Annotated in this window: 22 protein-coding genes; 8 read left to right on the top strand and 14 right to left on the bottom strand. The window is 63.1% G+C overall.

Translation table 11 applies throughout. The features are described from left to right. Positions 1 to 20: 20 nt before the first annotated feature. Entirely contained in the window at positions 21 to 914 is an 894-nt protein-coding gene (locus ACWFUC_RS23285; protein WP_489623487.1) for a nitrilase family protein, read from the bottom strand. A gap of 548 nt (positions 915 to 1,462) precedes the next feature. Next, positions 1,463 to 4,225 carry a magnesium-translocating P-type ATPase gene (gene mgtA / locus ACWFUC_RS23280; protein ID WP_489623486.1) on the bottom strand — a complete coding sequence of 921 codons (2,763 nt, stop codon included), beginning with the start codon at positions 4,223 to 4,225 and terminating at the stop codon, positions 1,463 to 1,465. A gap of 885 nt (positions 4,226 to 5,110) precedes the next feature. On the opposite strand from mgtA, the gene ACWFUC_RS23275 reads away from it, so the two are divergent. Continuing rightward, positions 5,111 to 5,293 (top strand): hypothetical protein, encoded by a 183-nt coding sequence (locus ACWFUC_RS23275; protein WP_006462830.1) that lies wholly within the window; start codon positions 5,111 to 5,113, stop codon positions 5,291 to 5,293. 212 nt (positions 5,294 to 5,505) lie between these two features. On the opposite strand, the gene ACWFUC_RS23270 is transcribed toward ACWFUC_RS23275, so the two are convergent. Beyond that, positions 5,506 to 6,744, bottom strand: coding sequence for a diguanylate cyclase (locus ACWFUC_RS23270; RefSeq protein WP_489623485.1), 1,239 nt, complete (start codon positions 6,742 to 6,744; stop codon positions 5,506 to 5,508). 374 nt (positions 6,745 to 7,118) lie between these two features. Here ACWFUC_RS23270 and dacB point away from each other — a divergent pair, with 374 nt between their 5' ends. After that, on the top strand, positions 7,119 to 8,567 hold the full coding sequence (gene dacB, locus ACWFUC_RS23265) for a D-alanyl-D-alanine carboxypeptidase/D-alanyl-D-alanine endopeptidase (protein ID WP_489623484.1): 1,449 nt from the start codon (positions 7,119 to 7,121) through the stop codon (positions 8,565 to 8,567). A gap of 307 nt (positions 8,568 to 8,874) precedes the next feature. Here dacB and ACWFUC_RS23260 read toward each other — a convergent pair whose 3' ends face one another. Genes ACWFUC_RS23260 through ACWFUC_RS23250 form a run of 3 tightly spaced genes read right to left on the bottom strand, consistent with a single transcriptional unit; the run spans position 8,875 to position 10,873 of the window. Continuing rightward, complete coding sequence (locus tag ACWFUC_RS23260; RefSeq protein ID WP_489623483.1) at positions 8,875 to 9,408, bottom strand: TPM domain-containing protein; 534 nt, start codon at positions 9,406 to 9,408, stop codon at positions 8,875 to 8,877. A gap of 1 nt (position 9,409) precedes the next feature. Further along, on the bottom strand, positions 9,410 to 10,258 hold the full coding sequence (locus tag ACWFUC_RS23255; protein WP_489623482.1) for a TPM domain-containing protein: 849 nt from the start codon (positions 10,256 to 10,258) through the stop codon (positions 9,410 to 9,412). A 21-nt stretch (positions 10,259 to 10,279) separates the two neighbouring features. Beyond that, positions 10,280 to 10,873, bottom strand: a complete 594-nt coding sequence (locus ACWFUC_RS23250; RefSeq protein ID WP_039784541.1) for a LemA family protein — start codon at positions 10,871 to 10,873, stop codon at positions 10,280 to 10,282. Positions 10,874 to 11,037: 164 nt separating this feature from the next. Here ACWFUC_RS23250 and pyrF point away from each other — a divergent pair, with 164 nt between their 5' ends. Beyond that, positions 11,038 to 11,856: an orotidine-5'-phosphate decarboxylase gene (gene pyrF / locus ACWFUC_RS23245; protein WP_134223034.1), complete on the top strand. Its 819-nt coding sequence runs from the start codon at positions 11,038 to 11,040 to the stop codon at positions 11,854 to 11,856. A gap of 73 nt (positions 11,857 to 11,929) precedes the next feature. Here pyrF and ACWFUC_RS23240 read toward each other — a convergent pair whose 3' ends face one another. The 3 genes from ACWFUC_RS23240 to thiL form a co-directional block, all read right to left on the bottom strand. Beyond that, positions 11,930 to 12,412 carry a CinA family protein gene (locus ACWFUC_RS23240; RefSeq protein ID WP_008331030.1) on the bottom strand — a complete coding sequence of 161 codons (483 nt, stop codon included), beginning with the start codon at positions 12,410 to 12,412 and terminating at the stop codon, positions 11,930 to 11,932. A 137-nt stretch (positions 12,413 to 12,549) separates the two neighbouring features. Beyond that, complete coding sequence (locus ACWFUC_RS23235) at positions 12,550 to 13,095, bottom strand: phosphatidylglycerophosphatase A family protein (RefSeq protein ID WP_489623481.1); 546 nt, start codon at positions 13,093 to 13,095, stop codon at positions 12,550 to 12,552. Then, positions 13,092 to 14,057: a thiamine-phosphate kinase gene (thiL, locus tag ACWFUC_RS23230; protein ID WP_489623480.1), complete on the bottom strand. Its 966-nt coding sequence runs from the start codon at positions 14,055 to 14,057 to the stop codon at positions 13,092 to 13,094. The genes ACWFUC_RS23235 and thiL overlap by 4 nt, the downstream gene beginning before the upstream one ends. Positions 14,058 to 14,459: 402 nt before the next feature. On the opposite strand from thiL, the gene ACWFUC_RS23225 reads away from it, so the two are divergent. The 4 genes from ACWFUC_RS23225 (at position 14,460) to ACWFUC_RS23210 (ending at position 21,840) form a co-directional block, all read left to right on the top strand. Beyond that, positions 14,460 to 16,772: an NADP-dependent malic enzyme gene (locus tag ACWFUC_RS23225; RefSeq protein WP_121045199.1), complete on the top strand. Its 2,313-nt coding sequence runs from the start codon at positions 14,460 to 14,462 to the stop codon at positions 16,770 to 16,772. A 423-nt stretch (positions 16,773 to 17,195) separates the two neighbouring features. After that, positions 17,196 to 18,587, top strand: coding sequence for an MFS family transporter (locus tag ACWFUC_RS23220; protein WP_154133961.1), 1,392 nt, complete (start codon positions 17,196 to 17,198; stop codon positions 18,585 to 18,587). A 108-nt stretch (positions 18,588 to 18,695) separates the two neighbouring features. Next, positions 18,696 to 20,516 carry a sensor histidine kinase gene (locus ACWFUC_RS23215; protein ID WP_489623479.1) on the top strand — a complete coding sequence of 607 codons (1,821 nt, stop codon included), beginning with the start codon at positions 18,696 to 18,698 and terminating at the stop codon, positions 20,514 to 20,516. Beyond that, positions 20,509 to 21,840 carry a sigma-54-dependent transcriptional regulator gene (locus tag ACWFUC_RS23210; protein WP_134223029.1) on the top strand — a complete coding sequence of 444 codons (1,332 nt, stop codon included), beginning with the start codon at positions 20,509 to 20,511 and terminating at the stop codon, positions 21,838 to 21,840. Before ACWFUC_RS23215 ends, ACWFUC_RS23210 begins: the two co-directional genes overlap by 8 nt. 104 nt (positions 21,841 to 21,944) lie before the next feature. Here ACWFUC_RS23210 and ACWFUC_RS23205 read toward each other — a convergent pair whose 3' ends face one another. From ACWFUC_RS23205 to ACWFUC_RS23195, 3 genes are read right to left on the bottom strand one after another with little or no spacing between them, the layout of a single operon-like run. Continuing rightward, on the bottom strand, positions 21,945 to 22,607 hold the full coding sequence (locus tag ACWFUC_RS23205; protein ID WP_489623478.1) for a DUF799 domain-containing protein: 663 nt from the start codon (positions 22,605 to 22,607) through the stop codon (positions 21,945 to 21,947). Next, a complete protein-coding gene (locus ACWFUC_RS23200; protein WP_034338340.1) occupies positions 22,604 to 22,975 on the bottom strand; it encodes a DUF4810 domain-containing protein in 372 nt (123 codons plus the stop codon). The genes ACWFUC_RS23205 and ACWFUC_RS23200 overlap by 4 nt, the downstream gene beginning before the upstream one ends. Before the next feature lie 29 nt (positions 22,976 to 23,004). Continuing rightward, complete coding sequence (locus ACWFUC_RS23195; RefSeq protein WP_489623477.1) at positions 23,005 to 23,673, bottom strand: CsgG/HfaB family protein; 669 nt, start codon at positions 23,671 to 23,673, stop codon at positions 23,005 to 23,007. Positions 23,674 to 23,972: 299 nt separating this feature from the next. Here ACWFUC_RS23195 and ACWFUC_RS23190 point away from each other — a divergent pair, with 299 nt between their 5' ends. Beyond that, positions 23,973 to 24,611, top strand: a complete 639-nt coding sequence (locus ACWFUC_RS23190) for a carbonic anhydrase (RefSeq protein WP_034338314.1) — start codon at positions 23,973 to 23,975, stop codon at positions 24,609 to 24,611. A 22-nt stretch (positions 24,612 to 24,633) separates the two neighbouring features. On the opposite strand, the gene ACWFUC_RS23185 is transcribed toward ACWFUC_RS23190, so the two are convergent. Both ACWFUC_RS23185 and ACWFUC_RS23180 read right to left on the bottom strand, forming a co-directional pair. Next, positions 24,634 to 25,665, bottom strand: a complete 1,032-nt coding sequence (locus tag ACWFUC_RS23185) for an aldo/keto reductase (protein WP_489623476.1) — start codon at positions 25,663 to 25,665, stop codon at positions 24,634 to 24,636. After that, complete coding sequence (locus ACWFUC_RS23180; RefSeq protein WP_489623475.1) at positions 25,662 to 26,108, bottom strand: MerR family transcriptional regulator; 447 nt, start codon at positions 26,106 to 26,108, stop codon at positions 25,662 to 25,664. Before ACWFUC_RS23180 ends, ACWFUC_RS23185 begins: the two co-directional genes overlap by 4 nt. Between the last annotated feature and the right edge of the window lie 73 nt (positions 26,109 to 26,181).

Genomic DNA, 26,181 nt, shown 5'->3' with positions numbered 1-26,181 from the left:
TACGGCAAACGGCAAGCGGTTCAGTGCCGCGGCAGCGGCCAACCCGTGCCCAGCATCGGGTCGTAGAGGTCGTCGCGACGGTCGCGCAGCACATGGTTGAAGGGAGTGAGATGGCGTGCCTGGCGCGACTCCTTGAGATTGAGGCTGGCATACAGTATTTGCTCGCCGTTCTCCGGTGCCGGCCCGGCCAGCGGCCAGCCTTGCGCGCCAATGATCACGCTCTGTCCGATGAAGGGCTGGCCGCGCTCGGTGCCGGTACGGTTGGCGCACACGATGGTGAGCGCGTTGCTATGGGCATTGGCCATCGCCAGTGAAGTTGCCATGGCTTGGCGGTTGTCTGGCTGCCCTGGCATCGGTACCCAGTTGGTTGGCATCGCCACGACGTCAGCACCCTGCATGGCAAGCAACCGATACACTTCCGGGAACCAGCCGTCGTAGCAGATCGCCACGCCCAGTCGTCCCCAGCGTGTGTGGAACAGGGGTAATCCCTTGTCGCCAGCTTCAAAGAACAGATGTTCGTCTCCCCACAGATGCAGCTTGCGGTAGACGCCCAGCCAGCCGTCCGGGCCAATCACCACAGCGGAATTGTAGAGCCGGTCGCCCTCGCGTTCGGCGATGCCGGCCACGACATGGATACCGTTGCGGCGCGCGGCGGCCATCCAGGCCTGGGTGGTGGGGCCGTCGGGCAGGACTTCCGCCAAGGCGAAGGCTTCGGCGCGGCTGGCGAAGACATAGCCGCTGTTGACCAGCTCGGGCAAGACCACCAGCTCGGCCCCCTCGGCGGCGGCGCGATCGATGAAGGCAATGGAACGGGCAACATTCTCTTCCTTGCGGCCAATGTGGGGCTCCATCTGGACGCTTGCCACCTTGATCAATGGAAACGAGGGCGGCGAGGTGTTTTCCTGTGACGACATGCGAATCTCCAAAACAAAAAGCCCCTGACTGCGCTTGATGCGCATGTCAGGGGCTTTCATAGCCGGTATGTATGGTCAGCAATATTGCTGGGAGTACTGCCTGGTGGCGTTCCTAGGCAGCGAGGCGATTATTGCATCACTCAAATGAATGCGTCAATACGTGTCATCATTCCTGGTCAGTGAGACATTGCGTCTTGTGAAAACGATGTTGTGGTCAGCGTCGTCCTGAACATCAGCCTAACCGAAGTGGGAAAATGCAAGAACCAGCTGAACTGTTTTTTGCTGACGTGGGTTCACTCGCAGGTCATGCATGGGCAGCGAGGAAGGTAGTTGTAGCGGTCCGGCATCGATGGAATTGAGCGCAAGCGTGTGACATCGCTCGGTGGCCTCCATTACCGGATTCGACAATCGCGGCCCGATAGCAATTGAAGCGGGCAAGCGGCGATCAACAGGCGCAGTTAACTCGGCTCACGCAAAAACGCCTGCTCCATCGAGCAGGCGTTTTCATTTCAACTCTGATCAGTAACGATCGTTACTGATTCATCAGCTCACTGCCACCCATACCGCCGGGCATACCACCCCTTCATCCCCTGGATCAGCACCGAATAGGCGACCAGGATCGCCACCAGCCACGGGAAGTACGACAGCGGCAACGCCGCCAGCTTGAAGTAATGCGCCAGCGGCGTCATCGGGATCGCAATGCCGATGGCCATGATGACCAATGTCATCCCCATCAGCGGCCACGAGGCGCGGCTCTGGAAGAAGGGGATGCGGCGCGTGCGGATCATGTGCACGATCAGCGTCTGCGACAGCAGCCCTTCAATGAACCAGCCGGACTGGAACAGGGTTTGATGTTCCGGCGTGCTGGCGCCGAAGATATACCACATCAGCGCAAAGGTCGTGATATCAAAGATCGAGCTGATCGGACCGAAGAAGACCATGAAGCGGCCGATGTCACCGGCATCCCAGCGCTGCGGCTTTTCCAGGAATTCCTTGTCGACGTTGTCGAAGGGAATCGAGATCTGCGAGACGTCATACAGCAGGTTCTGCACCAGCAGATGCAAGGGCAGCATTGGCAGGAAAGGCAGGAAGGCACTGGCAATCAAGACCGAGAAGACATTGCCGAAGTTGGAGCTGGCCGTCATCTTGATGTATTTCAGCATGTTGGCGAAGGTCTTGCGGCCTTCCAGCACGCCTTCTTCCAGCACCATCAGGCTCTTCTCCAGCAGGATCAGATCCGCCGCTTCCTTGGCAATATCCACCGCCGTATCCACCGAGATACCGATGTCGGCAGCACGCAGGGCCGGCGCATCGTTGATGCCATCACCCATGAAGCCGACCACGTGTCCGCGATCATGCAGCACGCGCACGATGCGTTCCTTGTGCGCCGGCGAGAGCTTGGCGAAGACCGTCACCGTCTCCACCGCCTGCGACAGCTCCGCATCGCTCATCTTCTCGACATACGAACCCAGCAGCATGCCCTTGACCTCCAGCCCCACTTCGCGGCAGATCTTGGCGGTGACCAGTTCGTTGTCGCCGGTCAGGATCTTGACCTTCACGCCATGCGCACGCAATGCGGCCAGCGCCGGGGCGGTCGATTCCTTGGGCGGATCGAGGAAGGCGATGTATCCGATCAACACCAGATCCGATTCGTCAGCCAGGCTGTAGACCTCCTTGGTCGGCGGCAGGTCCTTGGCGGCCACGCCGACCACGCGCAGGCCCTCGGCGTTGAGGCTGCCGGTGGTGGCGCGGATCTCTTCCAGCAAGGCCGGGGTCAGCGGTACCACTTCGCCATTGACGCGGGCGCGCGAGCACACCGAGACGATTTCCTCGACCGCACCCTTGCAGATCAGCTCGTGGTGATCCTCACGCTCGGACACCACCACCGACATGCGGCGGCGCTGGAAGTCGAAAGGAATTTCGTCGACCTTGCGATAGGCCGAGGCGATGGACATTTCACGTTGCAGCTCGGCGTGCTCCAGCACGGCCACGTCCAGCAGATTCTTCAGGCCGGTCTGGTAATAACTGTTCAGGTAGGCGTATTGCAGCACTTCGTCGTCGGGTTCGCCATGAATGTCGGTATGACGTTCCAGGAAAATCTTGTCCTGCGTGAGCGTTCCGGTCTTGTCGGTGCACAGCACGTCCATCGCACCGAAATTCTGGATCGCATCGAGCCGCTTGACGATCACTTTCTTGCGCGACAGCGCCACCGCGCCCTTGGCCAGGGTCGAGGTCACGATCATGGGCAGCATCTCCGGCGTCAGGCCCACGGCCACGGAGAGGCCGAACAGGAAGGCCTCCACCCAGTCGCCCTTGGTGAAACCGTTGATGAAGAACACCACCGGCGTCATCACCAGCATGAAGCGGATCAGCAGCCAGCTGACCTTGTTGACGCCCGCCTGGAAGGCAGTCGGCGTGCGGTCCGTGGCGGTGACGCGTTCGGCCAGCGCACCAAAATACGTGCGCTTGCCGGTGGTCAGCACCACGCCCGTGGCCGAGCCGCTGACTACATTGGTGCCCATGAAGCAGAGGTTGTCCAGCTCCAGCGGGCTGCTGGTATTGAGGTTGCTGGGGGTGACGAATTTTTCTACCGGCAGCGATTCGCCGGTCATCGCGGCCTGGCTCACGAACAGGTCCTTGGCGGCCAGCAGACGCAGGTCAGCGGGGATCATGTCGCCCGCCGAGAGCAGCACGATGTCGCCCGGCACCAGCTTGTGAATCGGTACCTCGACGCGGCGCGCGCCCTTGGGGTGCAGCATCACGTCGAAGTAACGCTGCGCTTCGGCGGCGATCTCTTCGACCTGGTCGTGGCGCATCACGGTCGCGGTGTTGCTGACCATGGCCTTGAGCTTGTCGGCGGCGGTGTTGGAACGTGCTTCCTGCACAAAGCGCAGCAAGGTCGAGACCACCACCATGGTGCCGATGACGATGGCGGCCTTCATGTCCTCGGTGTAGAAGGAGACCGCGGCCAGCAGGGTCAGCAGCAGGTTGAACGGGTTCTTGTAGCAGTGCCACAGGTGGACGTACCAGGTCAGCGGCTTTTCGTGCTCGACTTCATTGGGGCCGCTGTGTTCACGGATGGCATCGGCTTCCGATTCGGTCAGGCCGTCGGGGCGCGATTGCAGGCGCTGCAGCAGGGCCTGGACCTCGCTGCGGGAAGCTTCGCTCAATTGCTCGGCCAGGGTTTGCGGGACTTCCTTGGTGACCGGGGCGCTGCGGAACATGTCCATGCCCAGGCGGCGGAAATGACGGTCCATACCGCGTGCGCGGATGAAGCTGACAAAGGTTTCTTTCAGCAGGTTCAGATTCATGGCGTGCTTCTTTTCTTGTTGGGCCTCGTCCCGTGGACGAAGCGGTTTGCATCGCGTCGGCCTGCAGCAGGGCAGGCCGGCATCGGGGTCAGCGCCGTGGACGGCCCCCGCCAAGACGGGCGGCCGGACGCGGCGCGCTGGGTCTTCGCGTGTTCATGATGAATGTGTCTGTCGCATTGCAGCCTCCGCCTGGTTGAGCGGAGACCCTGTCATCGGCACCTGACGGCGGCAACAGACGGGCAGCCGCATGGCGGCTGGCCATGCGGAAGGCGGTGCGTCATGACGCGCGCGGCATCAGGCGAGCCGGCTGCCGGCTCGATGGAGCGGGCAATGCGGTCGCGATGCAGCTGCGTTCTGACGCCGTGTCTGCGGCGGTCGATCGTCGATCTGTCGTTGTGAGGGAATGTCGTTGTCAGCGGCGCTGCTGAAAACCGGCCTGGAAAGACCGCGCGCTGCCGACATGAATTGCCGTCATCTGCCTGGTGCAAGATGACGACAGGATGAAGTCCTGCTGAAATCCTTGCTGAGGCTTAACCCGGAATTAACCGGCAACAACTGTCACCCGAACAAGTGCCCATGAGAGGGACTCCAAAAAATGAGAACGGGCGAATTCTACGCCCGCGCGGAAAACAGGGTCAAGGCAAATTCGCCCGCGTTGCCGAAAATTTGTGCATCTGCAACAAGACGGAGCGGAAGCTTTCTGCTTCACAGCGAGGATGGTGAAGCGGTATTTCGCTGCTCTGGACGCTGCTGTGCAGCACCGATTCTCGCCGGGTGAGCCTTGTCTTCCATGGTGTACGGCCTATACTCGAAACGAGGCAAGCCCGAACAGAGTACGCGCAGCAACCCCGCGCAAAACCAATAAACTCGACCAGGAGACGCATCATGCCCAACCTCATCATGAACAATCTGATGTTCTTCATTCCCATGGCGCTGGCGGGTTTGTTGCTCTGCGGCGAGGTTCCGGTGGCGTCACGGATGGTCCGAACCAGTTTGAGAGCAGTGGGCGCGGTCTTCGGCGCACTGCTTGCGCTTTTAGTACTGGAAGCACTGCCAGTGCTAATTTAGCGGGCTTTCTGCGGCCCGCTTTGCCGCTCGTTGCGGCAGTGGCCGGGGCATCGGCGCAGGCATTTTTTTAGGGAAGTACGCCTATCATTCCGTCATGCCGATCGCCCCGCCTTGATTTCCCTAGGTCGATGTTTTCACAGTGGTCTCGTGGCGGCCCCGAAAACATCGGCCTTTTTTGCGCCCATCGTTTTCGTGGCTTCTTCACGGCATGCCTATGTGCAGCAGGGAGGCGGCGGCTGATTGGGCATGCGCGGCGCGCGCTCCAGCGCCGGATCCCAGACCACCAGGCGATCGCGCCCGGTTTCCTTGGCGCAGTACATGGCGTGGTCGGCGCGTTGCAGCCAGACGAAATGAGCGTCCATGTCCGCAGAGAAGGGCACCAGTCCGGCACTGACCGTACAACCGTATAAATTGTTTTCATCATTTCTGGTGCGCGCCGCTTCGATCACCCGCTGTGACAGCGCCAGCGCATCGGCTGGCGACACGTCGCGCAGGATCACGCCGAATTCCTCACCGCCGTAACGTCCGATGGCGTCCTGCTCGCGCAGCATGGTCCGCAGCAGGCGTGCGAAGTTGCGCAGCACCTCGTCGCCGATCAGGTGGCCCCAGGTGTCGTTGATGCTCTTGAAGTGGTCCAGGTCCAGCAACAGCAGGAAGGTCTGGTGCTGCGCGGAGCTCTGGCGGTGCAGGCGTTCGAATTCGCCCAGCAGCAGGCTCTCCCAGTAGCGGCGATTGAACAGCAGCGTGAGCCCGTCGAGCTGGCTGACGATCTCGAACTGGCGTGAACGATCGGCCAGCTTCTTCGACATCAGATAGGTCGACTGCCCCAGCGCGAGGGGATAGAGCATCATCATCGGCAGGCAGGCGAGGATGGTGGTCAGGTCCGATTGCGGCTGGAAATGCGCGCCCAGCAGCCACCATCCCAGCACGCCAGCCACCAGGCTGGCATACAGGCCGCGCATGAACAGGCGCAGTCCGCCGGCGGCGATATTGTCCATCGACAGCATCGAGATGATGACCGCACTGGGCACCAGGTTGCCCTGCAGCGCTGCAATCCAGAAGCCGCCAAAGGCGGCGTCGATCACCAGGTTGCGTCGTTCGGCACGATACGGGATCGCCGCCCTGAGGGCCCACTGGCGCGCCAGATGCGGCCACAGGTAGCCATGCACGCCCAGCAACAGCCACAGCGGCCATGGCACGGGATGCTGCAGGAAGCCGGCGGCGACGCAGAAAAATCCCACGCCAAGGCCAATCAGCCGCAGACGGTAGATGCGCTGCACGAAGCGCACGCCCTTGCCGGCCAGCGCCGTCTGGCTCGCCTCGCCGGAACGCGCGGGACGCTGGCGCAGCAGGGCGATCGGATTGAGTACGTCCAGCAGCAAGGCCAGCAGGCGTGCAGCGGGCGGTCGCGGGGTGGGACAATCGGGATTGGAGGGGGAGGACATGTTCATGTTTTTCTTTCGTCTGGTCCGCGGGTGATGTCAGCCGGGCCAGCGGTCGCCGGAGTTTCTGGTACGCACGATTACATGCAAGCGATGATTATCAGTCACGCAGCGTAACGCCATCTGGCGGCTGTTCGCAAGCCCGCTCTGCGCTTGCCTTGACCGGGATCTTGCGCACACGGGGAACCGTTTCCGCCGGGCATTGGTCAGTGTCAGGCCGGGCCGTTCACATCGCATCTTTCATCGCGCCTTTCACGCAGGATGAGAACAGACTCTAGTGTCGCATGGCAAGGTGACGCGCCGATGTCGTCATCCCCGCCTGCTGCACCGACGGCCGGTCATGCATCCCCTTATAATGCCTGCTCCTCATTTCCGTCTTCATCATGTTCCGCTTCCCCCGTCTCGTGAAGTCTCCCCGGCTTGGTCTTTCTTCGTTGTGGCTGGCGCTGCTGGCCAGCAGTGTCGCCCCTGTCGTCAATGCGCAAGGCCTGCCGCCGTCGGTGGTGGGGGCGCTGCGCGTGGCCCATATTCCGCAGCAGAATACCGGCGTCGTGGTGGTCGATGCCGACAACGGCAAGCGCATGCTGGCGGCCAACAATACCGGGCAGCCGTTCAATCCGGCCTCCGTGATGAAGCTGGTGACCACGGATGCCGCGCTCGAAATCCTCGGGCCGACCTATACCTGGAAGACCCAAGCCTACATCGATGGCACGCTTGCCGGTGGCGTGCTCAATGGCGACCTGATCCTCAAGGGCGGGGGCGATCCCAAGCTGGTGCTGGAGAATTTCTGGTTGTTCCTGCGCCAGCTGCGCGCACGCGGCATCAAGGACATTCGCGGCAACCTGGTGCTGGATCGTACGTATTTTGCGGAGTCCAGCTATGACCCCTCGCAGTTCGATGGCGATCCGCAAAAGCCATACAACGCCGGCCCCGATGCCCTGCTGATGAATTACCGCACCCAGGCTTTCCGTTTTGAGCCGGATGCCGCCAGTGGCGTGGTCAGCGTGAGCATGGATCCACCGATGGCCGGCATCACCGTCACGCCGCCGCGCTTGTCGCAGGAGCCCTGCGGCGACTGGCAGGGCAAGCTGAAGATGAACAACGACCCCAACGCCGTCAGTTTCACCGGCAGCTACAGCGCCGACTGCGGGCCGCGCGTATGGTATGTCCATCCGTATCGCATGAACAATGTGCAGTATGTAGGCGCGAGTTTTGTACAAATGTGGGCCGACCTCGGCGGCAGTTTTGCCGGGCGTGTGGTCAACGGTCAGGTCACGCCTTCGGCGCGGCTGATGGTGGAAGTGCAGTCGCCGCCGTTGCCGGAAGTCATCCGCGACATCAACAAGTACAGCAACAACGTGATGGCGCGCCAGGTGCTGCTCACGCTGGGGGCGGAGATGACCGGGCAGCCCGGTGATACCGTCAATGCCGCGCGCGCGGTGCGCGGCTGGCTCAATGACAAGGGCATCGATACCAATGGCCTGGCCATCGAGAACGGCGCCGGTCTTTCGCGCGTGGAGCGCGTCACGCCGGCGCTGCTGGCCAGCGTGCTGGTGCAGGCCTACCGTTCGCCGCTGATGCCGGAATTCGTGTCCTCGCTGCCGCTGGTCGGTTACGACGGCACCATGCGCCGTCGCCTGAAGACGCAGAGCGTGGCGGGGCAGGCCCACATCAAGACCGGCACGCTCAATGACGTGCGTTCGATTGCGGGCTATGTGCAGGCCGCCTCGGGCAAGACCTATGTGGTGGTGTTCCTGATCAATCACGCTGCTGCGCCCAATGGGCAGCAGGCGCAGGATGCCTTGTTGCAGTGGGTCTACGAAAACGGTTGAGATGAAGAACGGGCGGCTTCAATCGCAGCCGCCGCCTCCACCATCACCCCCTCCGCCGCCATCCCCGCCGCCGCAGTCGCCCCCGCTTCCTCCGTCAGAGCCACTGCCGGAGCTGCTGACGTCGCCGGCCCAGCCAGCGCCGTTGCTTGCAGGAACACCCGGTGAGCTATAGCGTGTCTTGCTGTAATAGGAGGGAGCGCGATAATGCACTGGCGGCTGCGGCCGGGGCATCACGCGGCGCATGATCATGCGCAGGAGCAGCAACAGTGCGGCAAGCGCCACCAGCCAGAACAGTATTTTCATGGCATCAAAGTAGCAAGGGTTTGTCCGAGAGTTCGTTGTGCAGCTCGTCGCGGCCCCCAGGGTCGCGCGGCAAGACCTTCGCCAGGATGGCGTGCAGGCTGGCGAGTGCCTGCAGTGTGCTGGCCTCGTATTGGCCGGCGGCATATCCGGCAGTCATCTGCTTGCACACCTGCTGCCATTGCTCCCGCGTGACGCGGGCGTTGATGCCGCGATCAGCCACGATCTCGACCTTGCGGTCGGCCAGGTTGAGATAGACCAGCACGCCGCAGTTTTCTTCGGTATCCCAGATGCGGTAATGCGAAAACAGCTCGTGCGCGCGCTGCCGCGCGCTTTCGCCGCGTCGCACTGCGCCCAGCGTGAGTGCGGCTTCGACGATCACGCGCACTTGCGCGCGATGCTGCCGCTCACCTTCGCCGATGCTGGCCTGGATCGCCTTGAGGGTGGCAGAGGGGAAGATGCGCCGTGCCGCCGCACGCGTCATGCGCAAGTGGCGCAACATGCGCGCAAACAGGGAAGGGGATGCGTTGTTGTACGCCATGTCACCAGTCTCCCGAGGCACCGCCGCCATCGAATGTGCCGCCACCGCCGGAGAAGCCGCCACCGGATGATCCGCCAAATCCGCCGCCACCCGAACGTGAACCGCCCCGTCCGGAACTGGCCTGGCGCAAAGCCTCATCGACCAGGCTGCCGATGATGACGCCGGTGGTCGTGCTGCCGCCGCGTCCCCAGTCATTGCTGTTGAGGACGTTACGGCTGCTGCGGCGGGACTTGAGCAAGACCGTGAAGAACACTACCAGGAACAGGCCGATCACCATCAGCGTGATCCAACCACCGCCATCATCGGTCTGTACCGAGCCGGAGGAACGTTTGGCCGGTGGCAGCTTTTCCTGTTCCAGCAAGGTGGTGATCGCCGTCACGCCCGCCGCCAGCCCGCCATAGAAATCGTTCTGGCGGAAATGCGGGGCGATCACGTCTTCCAGGATGCGTTTGGATTGCGCATCGGTGAGGCTGCCCTGTACCCCACGCCCTGCTTCGATGCGCAGGCGGCGCAGGGATTTGGGATTGTCCTTGGCGACGATCAGGATCACGCCATCATCCACACCCTTGCGGCCCAGCTTCCAGGCCTCGGCCACGCGGATGCTGTATTGCTCGATGGCTTCGGGGGCGGTGGAGGACATCAGCAGCACGCCGATCTGGCTGCCGGTGCGCTGTTCGATCTCGGCCAGAACGCCTTCGAGGGCCTGGCGCTGCTGCGGCTGCAGCAGGTGGACCTGGTCGATCACGTGGGCCGACAGCGGTGGCACCGGCACCAGGCCGTCATCGGCACGGGCCGGGGCGGCCAGCGCGATCCACGCCAGCAGCCAGCAGGTCAGGAGCAGCTTGCGCATGGCCAATCGGGGCTCCCGTGCTTATTTGCCGAAGTTGACCGCGGGCGCGGTCGAGATGGCTTTTTCGTTTTCTACCGTGAACGAGGGTTTGACTTCATAGCTGAACAGCTTGGCCGTGATGTTGGTGGGGAAGCTGCGCGCCAGGATGTTGTAATCCTTCACAGCGGCAATATAGCGCTGGCGGGCTACGGTGATGCGGTTTTCGGTGCCTTCCAGCTGGGATTGCAGGTCGCGGAAGCTGGTGTCGGCCTTCAACTGCGGGTAGTTCTCGGAGACCGCCATCAGGCGCGACAGCGCCGACGACAATTGCCCCTGCACTTCCTGGAATTTGGCGAAGGCCTTGGGATCGTTGAGCACTTCCGGGGTGATCTGGAAGCTGGTGGCCGCTGCACGGGCGCGGGTGACGGCTTCCAGGGTGTCCTTCTCGTGCGAGGCATAGCCCTTGACGGTGTTGACCAGGTTCGGGATCAGATCGGCGCGGCGCTGGTACTGGTTGACCACTTCACCCCAGGCGGCCTTGGTGGCTTCATCCTTGGCCTGGAATTCGTTGTAGCCGCAGCCGGAGAGGGTGAGGGCCGTCATGGCGATGGCCAGCCAGGCGAAGAGTTTTTTCATGTTGTTTTCCTCGTAGCAAAAGTGAAGCAAAGGGAGCGCATGAGACCATGCAAACCTCCTGAAGTGCCCGATGTTCCGCGAAAAACCCTGAACATCAGTCAAAAATCGAGGTCTGGGCAGGCCGGCGCGCTACAATAGCGCATCTTTCAGTTAAAGGCATCACCGTGACATTCATCGAGAAACTCAACGCTGCGTGGACTTCGCGCAATTCCCTGCTGTGCGTCGGCCTGGACCCCGACCTCAAGAAATTCCCCGCCGAGCTGCAGGGCAAGCCGGACGCCATCTTTGAATTTTGCCGCGCCATCATCGATGCCACCGCCGAAGCCGCCTGTGCCTTCAAGCCGCAGATCGCCTATTTCGCCGCGCTGGGCGCGGAAGAGCAGCTGGAGCGCATCTGCGCCTACCTGCGCAGCAACTACCCCGAGATCCCGCTGGTGCTCGATGCCAAGCGCGGCGACATTGGCGCCACCGCCGAGCAGTATGCCCGCGAAGCCTTCGAGCGCTATGACGCCGACGTCGTCACGGTCAGCCCCTACATGGGCTGGGACTCGGTCTCGCCCTATCTGGAATGGAAGGATCGCGGCGTGATCGTGCTGTGCCGCACCTCCAACGCCGGTGGTTCCGACCTGCAATTCCTGGAAGTCGATGGCAAGCCGCTGTACCAGCACGTGGCGCGCCTGGTGGCCGAGAAGTGGAATACCAACGGCCAGTGCGGCCTGGTGGTCGGTGCCACCTTCCCGCACGAACTGGCGCAGGTGCGCGCCATCATCGGCGACATGCCGCTGCTGGTGCCGGGCGTGGGTGCCCAGGGGGGCGACGTGCAAGCGACGGTCACCTCCGGCAAGACGGCCTCGGGTACGGGCATGATGATCAATTCTTCACGTGCCATCCTCTACGCCAAGCCGGAAGCGGGCGAAGATTTCGCCGCTGCGGCGCGCCGGGTGGCCATCCAGACGCGGGACGAGATCAACCGCTTCCGCTGAACCGCGCAAGCAGAGATGAAGAAAAAGGCGGCGACTCCCTGGGAGCGCCGCCTTTTTCTTCATGTTCGCCGCTTCAGTCTGCCAGAAGCTTCAGCAAGCCCTTGAGCGAATGTTCCACGGTCTGGGCCCGCACCTGCTGGCGGTCGCCCTTGAAGACCAGGCGTTCGGTATAGGTCTTGTCGCCCACGCGCCAGCCGAAGCAGACCGTGCCGACCGGCTTGCCCGGTACCGCACCGCCGGGGCCGGCGATGCCGGTGGTGGAGACGGCCACGTCCGAGCTGCTGTTGGCCACTGCCCCTTCGGCCATGGCACCGGCGATTTCCTCGCTGACTGCGCCATGCTGGGCGATCAGGGCTTCGGAAATATCCAGCAATTCGTTCTTGGAAGCATTTGAATAGGTCACGAAACCGCAATCGAACCATTCCGAGGATCCGGCGATTTCAGTGATGGCGTGGGCGATGCCGCCACCGGTACAGGATTCTGCAGTGGCCAGGAGCAGGCCACGGGCTTTGAGGGTGTGGCCGACGCGGGTGGCCAGGTCCAGGGTGCTGTCCATGAGTGTCATCCTCGGCTGTGCCGCAGTCAGCGCCGGGTGGCGCGCGCTGCGGTCGGTTGATCAACGACGTGCGTGAACTAGCATACTCCGATGTCAGGAAATGTTGTATCGGACAAGCTCCGATTGTTCACTTCCGGTTACCAATAAGTGCGCCAGAACGCAAACACCAGCAGCGTATAGAAGGCCGCCACGATGTCATCCCACATCACGCCGAAACCGCCCTTGAAGCGGCGGTCGAACCAGGCGATCGGCGGCGGCTTGACCATGTCGAAAAAGCGGAACACCACAAAAGCAGCAAACTGGGTCTTCAGGCTGGCCGGCATCACCAGCACCAGCACCAGCCAGAAGGCGATGATCTCGTCCCACACCATGCTGCCGTCATCGGGCGAATTGAGCGCCTGCCCGGTGCGATGGCAGGCCCAGATACCGATGATGAACCCGGCCGCAATGATCACCAGCCAGTTCGCCGCCGTGAAGACCTGCGGCCAGCGTGTGGACAGCACCACGTAGGACAGCCATGCGAAGAGCGTTCCGGCCGTGCCCGGCATGATGGGCGAGAGGCCGCTGCCGAAGCCCTGGGCGATCCAGTGCGCCGGATGCGCCAGCATGAAGTGCGGGGTCGGCTTGCGTTTGCGGGGAGAGGCCGAAGGCGGCGGCGGGAAGGGCGAAGAAGCTGGGTTCATGAACGGAAATGATCGAAGGAATCCGGTGTGTCCTGCAGCGGTTCACCAGCGGCATCCAGCAGCCGCAGACCGGCCTGCGCATCGATCTGGCCGATGCGGGTGACGGCGGTGCCGGCGGACTGGGCCGCCTTCAGGACCGCCTCGCGCTGGCGCGCCGGGGCAGTGAAGCAAAGTTCGTAATCGTCGCCACCGGACAAGGTAAAGCGGCGGCGCAGGTGCAGGTCGCGCTGCTGCAAGGCCGGGCCGGGCGGCAGGGCATCCACGTCCAGCGTAGCCCCCACATGGGAACGATCGAGGATGTGGCCGAGGTCGCCCGCCAGGCCATCGGAGATGTCGATGGCGGCATGGGCTATGCCGCGCAGGGCCAGACCCAGCGCCACGCGCGGGGTAGGCGCATGCATGCGCGGGGCAGCCAGCTGCAGCGCTTCGCTGTTGATGTCGAATTCCTGGCGGTAGCCGGCCAGTGCCAGACGGGCATCGCCCAGCGTGCCGGAGACCCAGATGTCATCGCCCGCACGGGCAGCATCGCGGCGCAGCGCCTGTAACGGTGGCACTTCACCGAAGACCGTGATGCTGATGGTCAGCGGGCCCTTGGTGGTGTCGCCGCCGATGAGCTCGCAGCCGTGGACATCGGCCAGTGCCAGCATGCCCTGCGAGAACGGTGCCAGCCAGTCGTCACGGGCTTCCGGCAAGGCCAGGGCCAGCGTGAAGGCGATCGGCTGCGCGCCCATGGCGGCCAGGTCGGAGAGATTGACGGCCAGGCACTTGTGGCCCAGCAGCAGGGGATCGGCATCCGGGAAGAAGTGGCGGCCTGCCACCAGCATGTCGCTGGAAATGGCCAGCTGCATCCCCGGGGCCGGTGTCATCAGCGCGCAGTCGTCACCCACACCCAAGGCCGTGCGGCTGTCAGGAGCGGGCGGGCGGCTGAAATAGCGCGCGATGAGTTCGAATTCGGAAAGCATGGCGCGATTGTAACCAATCCGTCACGGCTTCAGGCGCACAATATCCCGGCGACCAGACATGTTGCGATGCAGCGCAAATTGCCCGGATACGGCGTCACGGCAGGGTGCGCGAGAGGCGGGTGAAGGGATAGGGGTTTTCCCCAATACCGGATATGCAAGGGCAGTGTCAGCCTCTCGTACGGGAAATCAAGCTGCGCGCAACTGCGCACATCAGGCGACAACTGGTCGTCATCTGGCTCCGGAAAGGCCATGTTCGCGGTCATCACGGGTTTGGGGTGACAGGCCGCAAAGCCAGTCCGGAAAAGGCTTTGCGCGGAGCAGCATGAGCCTGGCGGCCTATGATTGAAGGCCGACCTCTGCTAGAATCGACCCCCTTCGCAAGTCAACTAGAGAATACAGAGTATGGATTCGATGATCAGTAAGAAAGAAGAAGTGCGTCAGCAACTTCGTCAGGCAGCGCTGGATTACCACGAGTTTCCGACCCCGGGCAAGATCGCGGTCACGCCCACCAAGCTGCTGACCAACCAGCGTGATCTCTCCCTCGCGTATTCTCCGGGCGTGGCGGCGGCCTGCGAAGAAATCGTCGCCGACCCGCTCAACGCCTTCCGCTACACCGCCCGTGGCAACCTGGTGGCCGTGATCACCAACGGTACCGCCGTGCTGGGCCTGGGCAACATCGGTGCGCTGGCTTCCAAGCCGGTCATGGAAGGCAAGGGCGTGCTGTTCAAGAAGTTCGCCGGCATCGACGTCTTCGACATCGAAATCAATGAAACCGACCCGGACAAGCTGATCGACGTCATCGCGGCCCTGGAGCCGACCTTCGGCGGCATCAACCTGGAAGACATCAAGGCACCGGAGTGCTTCTACATCGAGCGCAAGCTGCGCGAGAAGATGAAGATCCCGGTCTTCCACGATGACCAGCACGGTACCGCCATCATCGTCGGCGCGGCCATCCTGAACGGCCTGAAGGTCGTCAACAAGGACATCAAGAACGTCAAGCTGGTGGTCTCTGGCGCGGGCGCAGCGGCGCTGGCCTGCCTGGACCTGATCGTCGACCTCGGCTTCCCGATCGAAAACATCTTCGTCACCGACCTGGCCGGCGTGGTCTACAAGGGCCGCAAGGAACTGATGGACCCGGACAAGGAACGTTTCGCCCGCGAAACCGACGCCCGCACCCTGGCCGAAGTGATCCCGGAGGCCGACATCTTCCTGGGCCTGTCCGCCGCCGGCGTGTTGAAGCCCGAGATGGTCAAGCAGATGGCGGCCCGTCCGCTGGTGCTGGCACTGGCCAACCCGACCCCGGAAATCCTGCCGGAAGAAGTGATGGCCGTGCGTGACGACGCCATCATCGCCACCGGCCGTTCGGATTATCCGAACCAGGTCAACAACGTGCTGTGCTTCCCCTACATCTTCCGCGGCGCGCTCGATTCGGGTGCCACCACCATTACCCGCGAGATGGAGATCGCCACCGTCCACGCCATCGCCGAACTGGCCCAGGCCGAGCAGTCCGATATCGTGGCCTCGACCTATGGCATCGCCAACCTGTCCTTCGGCCCGGAATACATCATTCCCAAGCCCTTCGACCCGCGCCTGATGATCAAGATCGCGCCGGCCGTGGCGCGTGCAGCCGAAAGCTCCGGCGTGGCGGCCCGTCCGATCCAGGACATGGATGCCTACATCGAGAAGCTGGAACAGTTCGTCTACCACAGCGGTACCTTCATGCGCCCGATCTTCCAGGTCGCCAAGAAGGCCGCCGAGGCCAAGAAGCGCATCGTCTACGCCGAAGGTGAAGAAGAGCGCGTGCTGCGTGCCGTCCAGGTGATCGTCGATGAAAACCTGGCCAAGCCCATCCTGGTGGGCCGTCCGGAAGTGCTGGAACAGCGCATCAAGAAGTTCGGCCTGCGCCTGCGTGCCGGCACCGACTTCGAGGTCATCAACCCCAACTTCGACAACCGCTACCGCGATTACTGGCAGAGCTTCCTGGAGATGTCGCGCCGCAAGGGTGTCACCGAGCAGTACGCCAAGCTGGAAATGCGCCGCCGCCATACCCTGATCGGCTCCATGGCCATCCACAAGGGCGATGCCGACGGCATGATCTGCGGCACCTACGGCACCACCCAGCTGCACCTGCACTACATCGACCAGGTGCTGGGCAAGCGTGAAGGCGTCAACGTTTATGCCGCGATGAATGCGGTGATCCTGCCCAATCGCCAGCTGGTGATGGTGGACACCCACGTCAACGAAAACCCCAACGCCCGCGAGCTGGCCGAGATCACCATGCTGGCCGCTGAAGAAATGCGTCGTTTCGGCCTGCATCCGCGTGCTGCACTGCTGTCGCACTCGAACTTCGGTTCCAGCAACAGCGAATCGGCCCGCAAGATGCGCGAAGCCCTGGCGATCCTGCGCGAGATCGCGCCGGACCTGGAAGTCGATGGCGAAATGCACGGCGATACCGCGCTCGATTCCAAGCTCTTGAATGCGGTGATTCCGGATTCGCCGCTGAAGGGTGACGCCAACCTGCTGGTCATGCCCAATATCGATGCCGCCAACATCGCCTACAACCTGCTCAAGACCGCATCGGGCAACGGTGTGGCCATTGGCCCCATCCTGCTGGGTTGTGCCAAGCCGGTGCATATCCTGACCCCGTCGGCGACGGTGCGCCGCATCATCAACATGACAGCCTTGTGCGTCATGGATGCCTTGTCCGAACGCTGATCGCAGCCTCTGTCGGACCGTAAGACCGTAGACCGCAAGACCTTGAAAGCGGCGCATGTCGAAAGACATGCGCCGCTTTTCATTGTCTGCGTGGCTGGATTCCCGGACATGCCGCGCAGCAGCATTCCGGGAATCCGCACCGGCTTGGCGGGTTCTTTTTGGGTGATTTTGATAAAACCGTTTGCAATCAATGGCTTGCGATCTGCTTGCCCAGCTTTTCGTGCTGGCACGAAGCCTGCAATATGAACATCAAAACAAAAAAGCAAACACGGAGACAGACACCTGATGCGCTCCCTGCATCGTCTTCACGCGCCTGGTCCCGCTGGCCTCTGCGTTATGCCTTGTTCCGGTTCAATCAAAGCAAGATGACCCGCCGCACGTCGCGTCCATCGGACGGGCCTGTGGCCATAACAGGAGATCTCCATGAGTGTCACCCCGCAAAGCAGCGCGCCCAGCACCACCAGCACGCCCTTGAGCGCCACCGAATACCGCAAGCGCATCTTCGCCATCCTTGGCGCCTCCTCCGGCAATCTGGTGGAATGGTTCGACTTCTATGTCTATTCCTTCTGTGCGATCTACTTCGCGCCGGCCTTCTTCCCCAAGGGTGACGCCACCAGCCAGTTGCTGAACACGGCGGGCGTATTTGCCGCCGGTTTCCTGATGCGTCCCATCGGCGGCTGGCTGTTTGGCCGCATTGCTGACAAGCACGGCCGCAAGACCTCCATGCTGATCTCGGTGCTGATGATGTGCGGCGGCTCGCTGGCCGTGGCCGTGCTGCCGACCTACGCCACCATCGGCGCCTGGGCTCCGGCGCTGCTGTTGCTGGCACGCCTCTTCCAGGGCCTGTCGGTGGGCGGTGAATATGGCACCTCGGCCACCTACATGAGCGAAGTGGCGCCCAATGGCCGCCGTGGCTTCTTCGCCTCCTTCCAGTACGTGACCCTGATCGGCGGCCAGTTGCTGGCCGTGCTGGTGCTGTTTGCCATGCAGCAGTGGCTGACCAAGGCCGAGCTGATGGCCTGGGGCTGGCGCATTCCCTTCGTGCTGGGCGCGGTCGGTGCGCTGGTGGCGATGTATCTGCGCAGCTCGCTGGCCGAGACCTCCTCGGCCGGTGCCCGCAAGAAGAAAGAGGCCGGTACCCTCAAGGGCTTGCTGCAGCACAAGCGCGCCTTCCTGAACGTGGTGGGCTTCACCGCCGGCGGCTCGCTGATGTTCTACACCTTCACCACCTACATGCAGAAGTACCTGGTCAACACCGCCGGCATGGACCCCAAGGTCGCCAACGGCGTCATGACCGGCGCGCTGTTCGTCTACATGATCCTGCAACCGATCTTCGGTGCCATCTCCGACAAGATTGGCCGCCGCAACTCCATGCTGTGCTTCGCCTTCTTCGGCATGGTCGGCACCTTCCCGATCCTGCACTTCCTCAAGGACGTTTCCAGCCCCGGCGTGGCCATGGCGCTGGCCATCCTGGCCCTGACCATCGTCAGCTTCTACACCTCCATCAGCGGCCTGATCAAGGCCGAGATGTTCCCGCCTGAAGTGCGTGCGCTGGGCGTGGGCCTGTCGTATGCGGTCGGTAACGCCATCTTCGGTGGTTCGGCTGAATTCGTGGCGCTGTCGCTGAAGTCGGCGGGCGTGGAATCGGCCTTTTACTGGTACGTGAGCGCACTGTGCCTGGTGGCGCTGATCATCAGCCTGCGCATGCCGGATCCGCAACGTGACGGCCACCTCAAGGGCGATGTCGCCATGAACCCGGACGATGAGCACGGCGAGGCCGATGCCGCTGCCGGCAAGCTGCACAAGCCGGCCTGATCGGTCCTTGTCCGCGCGCGGCTGCCTGCGGTGGCGCGCGGCGCGTTATCATGACGCCTCCAACGCGGCGCCCTGCGGGGCGCCGCGCTGCTTTTGACCCTATCCTTCATGCGCGCGCGACGAAACCTGCTGATCCTGACCCTGTTCCTGGCGGCCACCCTGCTGGTCTGCGGGCTGACCTATCGCATCGCGCTGGGGCGCGCCGAGAGCGATCAGCAGAATCAGGCCGCCGCGCAATTGCAGATCGCCGCGCTGGACCTGGAGTCGATCCTGCAGAAATATGAAGCTTTGCCCTTTGCCCTGGGCTTCCAGTCCGATGTGCGGCAGGTCTTGCAGCATCCCGAGGATGCGCTGTCGGTGGATCGGCTCAATCGCGCGTTCAAGACCATCCAGCAGCAGTCGCGTGCGGTCAATATCTTCATGCTCAACCGCCAGGGGGTGACGCTGGCTTCCAGCAACTGGGATGAAGAATTCAGTTACGTCGGCCGTGACTTCGGTTTTCGTCCTTACTTCCGCGAAGCCATCCTGGGCAGGGCGGGGCGCTTCTACGGCATCGGCAACATCTCCAGCGAGCCGGGCTATTTCATCGCCCAGCCCATCTATCGCCGCCAGGACCAGGCCGAGGGTGACCTGCCCATCGGGGTGATGGTGGTCAAGGTGGACCTGGCCGAGTTCGAACATACCTGGCGCAGCAGCAGCGATCCGATCACGCTCACCGATGCCGGCGGCGTGGTGTTCCTCAGCAACCGGCCCGAATGGAAGTACCACAGTCTGCAAGCCCTGAGCGCGCCGGTGCAGCGCGAGCTGGAGGGCACCCATCAGTATGCGGACCTGCCCATCACGCCGGTCTCGACCTTGCCGCCGGCCTTGCAGCGCGGCTTCGGTACCCACGTGTCGCGGCCTGTAGGACGGCTGGGGTGGCAGCTGATGCTGTTTCCTTCTCAGGCGCGCATGCAGCGTTCGGCCATGCTCTCGGCGATGGCGGCCGCGCTCTTCATGGTGGCGCTGGCCATCTCGCTGCTGGCCTGGTACCAGCACCGGCGTCGACTGCAGGAGCGGCTGGCCTCGCGCAACGCCTTGCGCCGCGCCGCCGAGGAACTGGACCAGAAGATCGCCCAGCGCACCCAGGAACTGACTGCGGCCAACCAGGCCATCGCCGCCAAGTACGCCAAGCTGCAGCAGACCGAGAGCCTGTTGCGCACCACCCAGGACGAACTGGTGCAGGCTGGCAAACTGGCCATGCTGGGCCAGATGGCCGCCGGCATGACGCATGAACTGAACCAGCCGCTGGCCGCCATCCGCGCCTTCGCCGACAACTCGGTGAAGTTTCTGGCACGCGGCCAGACCGCGCAGGTGGCCGAGAACCTGGAACACATCAGCCACGCCAGTGCCAGCATGGGCAAGATCATCGGCCAACTGAAGGGGTTTGCACGCAAGAGCGGGCAAGCCGTGGCGGCCGTCGACTTGCGCCACGCGGTGGAGGCATCGCTACGGCTGCTGTCCAGCGACTTCGAGAAGCAAGAGGTCGAGACGCACATCGCCATGCCGCTGGCCGTGCATGTGACCGGCGACGCCGTGCGCACCGAGCAGGTCATCGTCAATCTCTTGCGCAATGCGCTCGATGCGGTGGAAGAAGCGCCTCGCAAGTGCGTCTGCGTGATCCTGGAGGTCGACGCAGAGCGCCAGCAGGCCGTGCTGCGGATCCGCGATTCCGGTGCCGGCATCGCTGATGAGGTAGTGCCGCACCTGTTCGAGCCTTTCTTCACGACCAAGTCGTCGAGCAAGGGGTTGGGACTGGGGCTGGCGATTTCCTCGTCCATCGTCCAGGCCATGAACGGCCAATTGAGCGCACATAATCATGAACAGGGCGGCGCTGAATTCGTGGTGCGCCTGCCGCTGTTGAAGACGGAGAATGAATCTGATGGATAACCCCGCCGCTGCCCCCAGCGCCTTGCTGATCGAAGATGAACAGGCGGTGCGCCGCGCCACGGCCCAGGCCCTGGAGCTGGAAGGTTTTACGGTGACCGCCTGCGCCAGTGCCGAAGAGGCGCTGCCGCTGCTGACCCGGGATTTCCCCGGCGTGCTGGTGACCGACGTGCGCCTGCCGGGCTGGTCGGGTTTGCAGGTGCTGGCCCATGTCATGCACATCGATCCGGATTTGCCGGTGATCGTGGTCACCGGCCATGGCGATGTCAGCATGGCGGTCGAGGCCATGCGCGCCGGGGCCTATGACTTCGTGGAGAAACCGTTCGGCTCGGACAGCCTGTTGGAGATCGCCCTCCGGGCCCAGGAGAAGCGGAGCCTGGTGCTGGAGAACCGTCGCCTGCGCGAAGCCTGGGCACATGATCCCGAACTGCCGCCGCTGGTGGGCCAGTCACCGGCTATCGAGCGGGTGCGCACGCTGATTCGTAGCCTGGGGCCGGCCGATGTGGATGTGCTCATCAATGGCCAGACCGGCAGCGGCAAGGAAGTGGTGGCGCGCCAGCTGCACGCCGCCAGTGGCCGCAAGGGGCCGTTCGTGGCATTGAACTGCGGGGCCTTGCCGGAGACGGTGTTCGAGAGCGAAATCTTCGGCCATGAAGCGGGGGCCTTTACCGGTGCCCAGAAGCGCCGCATCGGCAAGCTGGAATATGCCAACGGCGGCACGCTGTTCCTGGATGAAATCGAAAGCATGCCGCTGGCCCTGCAGGTCAAGCTGTTGCGCGTGCTGCAGGAACGTCGTCTGGAGCGGCTGGGAGGCAATGAATCGGTGGCCATCGACTGCCGGGTGGTAGCGGCCAGCAAGGCCGATCTGCTCAAGCTGTCGGCCGAGGGGCAATTTCGCGAAGACCTGTATTACCGTATCGGTGTGGTTTCCATCGACCTGCCGGCGCTGAACCAGCGCAGCAGTGACATCCCGGTCCTGCTGGCGCATTTCTGCCAGGCCGCAGCGGTGCGCTACCGGCGCGAGGTGCCGCCGTGGACGGCGGCGCAGATGCAGCAGTGGCAGCAGCGCGACTGGCCGGGCAATGTGCGCGAGCTGCGCAATTTCGCCGACCGCTGGGTGTTGGGTGTGGAGCAGATTGCTACCGCTGGTGTACTGCCATCGCCGACGCTATCGTTGCCGGAGCAGGTGGAGCAGTTCGAGGCCGGGCTGATCGCCGCCGCGCTCAAGGACAGCGAGGGCAGCGTGGCGCAGGCGGCCGAGCGGCTGGGCATTCCGAAGAAGACGCTCTACGACAAGATCCGCAAATATCAATTGGCCGGGTCTTGATCGTCCTGTGAGCAGGTAAAAAAACGCCGCTGCGGTGAGGATCCGCAGCGGCGTTGTGCTGTTCAGCAGAGCTTGCGACGCAAGCATTGCGAGCAGGGTCCTGCTCAGTCCTTCTGGTATTGCGGCGAACGCGGGCCATACAGCAAGCCGTTGTTGCCACCGGCACGCAGCAGGCGGTTGCTGGTCACGCTGGCCATCTTGTAGCTGGCGTCGGTGGTGGTGCTGATGATCTGGTTGACCACGGCCGAGAGCAGTACACCCAGCAGACCATTGTTCTGGTTCTGACGACCTTCCGCACTGGAAGCGCTGGCCGACCCCTGCCACAGGGTCTTGCCGGAACGCAGGTCGACCAGTTTGGCCTCAGCCGACACCACCGTATCGCTCTGCACCACCTTGTAGGAGGTGCCATAGTCGGTGATGTTGATGTAGAGCCCGGCGTCGGCGCCGAAGATCTCACGCAGCTTCTTGACCGGCACCTCGTGAATGTCGGCCGCGTTCGCCAGGCCGTTCTGCTTGAAGGTCTCGTTGGCCAGCGACACCGGGATCACGTAGTAGCCCGATTCGGCCAGCGGCTGGGTGGCCTGCGCCAGCATGCCGTAGGGGGCGATGACTTCGGAAGAACTGTTCATCGGCGGCAATACCAGGATCGAGGCCGGACGCGCCGCCTTGAACTCGGCATAGTCATACGGCTTTTGCTTGGTGGCGCAGCCCGAAGCCAGCAATGCCAGCAATACGGCGCCAAGCGCCTTGAATTTGTTCAGCATCATTTGCTCAATCCCTTCTTGTAGTTGCGCATCAGGAAGTCCATGTAAGGCGCCGATTCCGGGAACAGCGTCTTCTCGGTCTGCAGCTCCTGGATCAGCTGGTCTTCCTTGCCGATGGAGGCGTACAGCATGCCCAGGTGGGCGTGGTAGCCGGGGGGCACGGCGTCGTTGTTGGCGCGCATCTTCTGCAGGTTCTCTTCAAGCGCGGCGATTTCGGCGGCATTGCCGTTGCCTTCGGTCTTGAAGTGTTCGTACAGCTGGTCCTGGTAATTGCCCCAGCCATAGAGGGATTTCTGCTGGTGATTGGCGCAGCCGGAGAGGGCCAGCGCCAGGCCGAGGGCGAACCCGGCAGCGAGTTTCTTGTTCATCATGGTCGGTCTCTTGCGTTCGTGGGAGGGGCTCAGGGCTTCCATGCGCCGGAATCGATACCGGTCACCAGGTTCTGCACCGCTTCGCGGATGGCCAGGTCAAGCACCTTGCCATTGAGCGTGGAGTCGTAGCTGGCGGTGCCGCCGAAACCGACGATCTCGCGGTTGTCCAGGCTGTATTCGCCTGCGCCTTGCGCCGAATACACCACCTGCGCGGTGTTCACGTCCACGATGTTCAGGGCGACCTTGGCATAGGCCACCTGCGACTTGCCACGGCCAAGGATGCCGAACAGCTGGCGGTCGCCGGTTTCCTTGCGGCCGAACTCGGTGACGTCACCGGTGACCACATAGTTGGCACCCTTGAGGGTTTGCGTCTGTTTGTTCAGCTTGGCTTCCTGCGCCAGCTCGCCCATGTTGTCACGGTCCATCACGGAGAAGCGGTTGCTCTGCTGCAGATGGGTGATCAGGATGGTCTTGGCCTGGCCGCCCAGACGGTCCACGCCATCCGAGAAGATGCCGCGCAGATAGCTGGAACGGTTGTCGAACTTGCCGACGGCGATCGGGCTGCGCGCTCCCTGGTAGGCCTGTTGCGCGCTGGCCACCTGGGCCACCGGCAGACTGCGTGAATTCTCCGTGGCGCAACCCCCCAGCGCCGTCACCATGGCAACTGCCGCCACGGTCGTGACATACCTGCTAAACATAGTCTTTTCCCCGAATTGTTGATGTCGACAAGGGCAGCCCGACTGCCCTTCGATTCATGTTGATGCTCTCGAAAGTGTCGCACCTTGCGTGCTGGCAAGTTTCGAGACGGCAATTTTATCAGCAGACAAGAGGAAAAGATGTAGAAAAATCGCTATTTCTTGATGAAATTTAACGGAAAAGCAGATCCCTTATCATGCTGATCACGGTCCGTGCGGGCCCGCATGATGGCGGGTGATATCATCCGCCTCACGCGGACGCCTGGCGTCCATCTTCATCAAGAATCAAGGCTATTCCCTACATGCGCGACATCATCAATGGCTTCCTGCGTTTCCAGCAGGATGTCTTCCCTTCCCGCAAAGAACTGTTCAAGAGCCTGGCCAACGGCCAGACGCCCACCACCCTGTTCATTTCCTGTTCCGACAGTCGCATGGTGCCCGAGCTGGTGACCCAGCGCGAACCGGGCGACCTGTTCGTCATCCGCAATGCCGGCAACATCGTGCCGTCCTTCGGTCCGGAGCCGGGCGGCGTGAGCGCCACGGTGGAATACGCGGTGGCCCAGCTGAAGGTGTCGGACATCGTCATCTGCGGCCACTCCGATTGCGGCGCCATGACGGCCGTGGCGACCTGCGCCTGCCTGGACCACATGCCGGCCGTGCGCAACTGGCTGCATCACACCGATGCCGCCCGGATGATCAACGAGTCGCGCCATCACGAAACCGAAAAGGACCGCATCGACGGCATGGTGCGCGAGAACGTGATTGCGCAACTGAACAACATCCGCACCCATCCCTCGGTGGCCGTGGCGCTGGCACAGGGCCGGCTGGGGCTGCATGGCTGGGTCTACGACATCGAGAGCGGGTCCATCCTGGCGCACGATACGGCGACCAATACCTTCGTGCCGCTGGCCCAGCATCCGGCAGCCAGCAGCAACGACTGACCTGCCTTGAGAAAGGCGCTGGTCAGAGGTTGAGCATCTTCATGCTGGCCTCGGTATAGCGCTCCCCGGCGGCTGCTCCGCGCGGGAAGACGGCCTCCAGCGCCATCAGGTCCTGCGCAGAAAGCTTCACCGAGAACGCGCCCGCGTTCTCTTCCAGATAGCGTCGGCGTTTGGTGCCGGGGATCGGCACGATGTGCGGGTCCTGGGCCATCACCCAGGCCAGGGCCAGCTGGCTCGGCGTGCAGCCATGCCGGGCTGCCATTTCCTTCACTTGCTCCACCAGCCGCAGGTTGCGGGCGAAATTCTCGCCTTGGAAGCGCGGATTGGTGCGGCGGAAATCATCCTCGGCCAGATCCTCGAAGCGTTGCAGCGCGCCCGTCAGGAAGCCCCGTCCCAGCGGGCTGTAGGCCACGAAGCCGATGCCCAGTGCGCGGCAGGTGGTCAGCACCTCGGTTTCCGGATCGCGCGTCCACAAGGAATATTCGCTTTGCAGCGCCGTCACCGGATGCACCCGGTGCGCCCGCTCCAGCGTGGCCGACGAGGCTTCGGACAAGCCGATGTAGCGGATCTTGCCGGCCTGCACCAGGTCGGCCAGCACGCCCATGGTGGCCTCGATGGGGGTGTTCGGATCCATGCGGTGCTGGTAGTAGAGATCGATGGTCTCGATACCCAGGCGCTTGAGGCTGCCTTCCACCGCCTGGCGGATATAGGCCGGACTGCCGTCGACGCCGCGCGCGGAGGGATTGGCCGGATCGCGCCGGATGCCGAATTTGGTGGCGATGAAGAACTTGTCGCGCCGGCCCTGGAGGGCGCGGCCGATCAGTTCTTCATTGGTGTAGGGGCCGTACATGTCGGCCGTGTCGAGCAGGTTGATGCCCAGCTCCAGGGCGCGGTCGATGGTGGCCAGCGATTCGGCGTCGTCGCGCTGCGCATAGAAATCGCTCATGCCCATGCAGCCCAGGCCGATGGCCGAGACCAGCGGGCCGTTGCTGCCCAGGCGGCGGGTACCCACGTGGGATTCCGGTTGCAGGTGAGAGGTGAGGGGTTCGGTCATGGTGCCATCCTTTCGGGGGGAGGAGCGTCGGCCTTGCTGCTGGGGAGTGCGCGGGCAGGTTCAGCACGGGCCTCTTGCTCCAGTTCGTCGTACAGGACCAGCTTGCGCTGCAGGACGGCCAGGTTCTCCTGCAGCTCGGCCAGGGTGTGTTGGACGCAAAGCGTATGCGCCTGCAGCATGGCTTTGCGTTCTCTGACGCTTTCCAGGGTATTGCCCTCGCGGCGCAGCTCGGCGTAGCGCAGCATGGCGCGCACCGGCAGACCTGTCGCCTTGAGCTTCTTCAGGAAATCGATCCAGTTCAGGTCTTCCTGGGTGTAGCGACGATGGCGGTTGTCGCGCCGTTCCACCGGATCGAGCAGGCCGATGCGTTCGTAGTAACGCAGGGTATGCACCGACAGGCCGGTGGCGTCGGCCGCTTGGGCAATGGTCAGGGAAGTCGTCATGGCAGCCAGTCTAGAAGTTGGAGTGCGCTCCAAGTCAAGCGCTGCCTGCCATTATCGGCATTCAGGTCGGAGT

Source organism: Herbaspirillum sp. Her4 (assembly GCF_057961335.1).
Note: the sequence above shows the minus strand (reverse complement) of the source record. Positions and strands in the feature narration are given on the sequence as shown.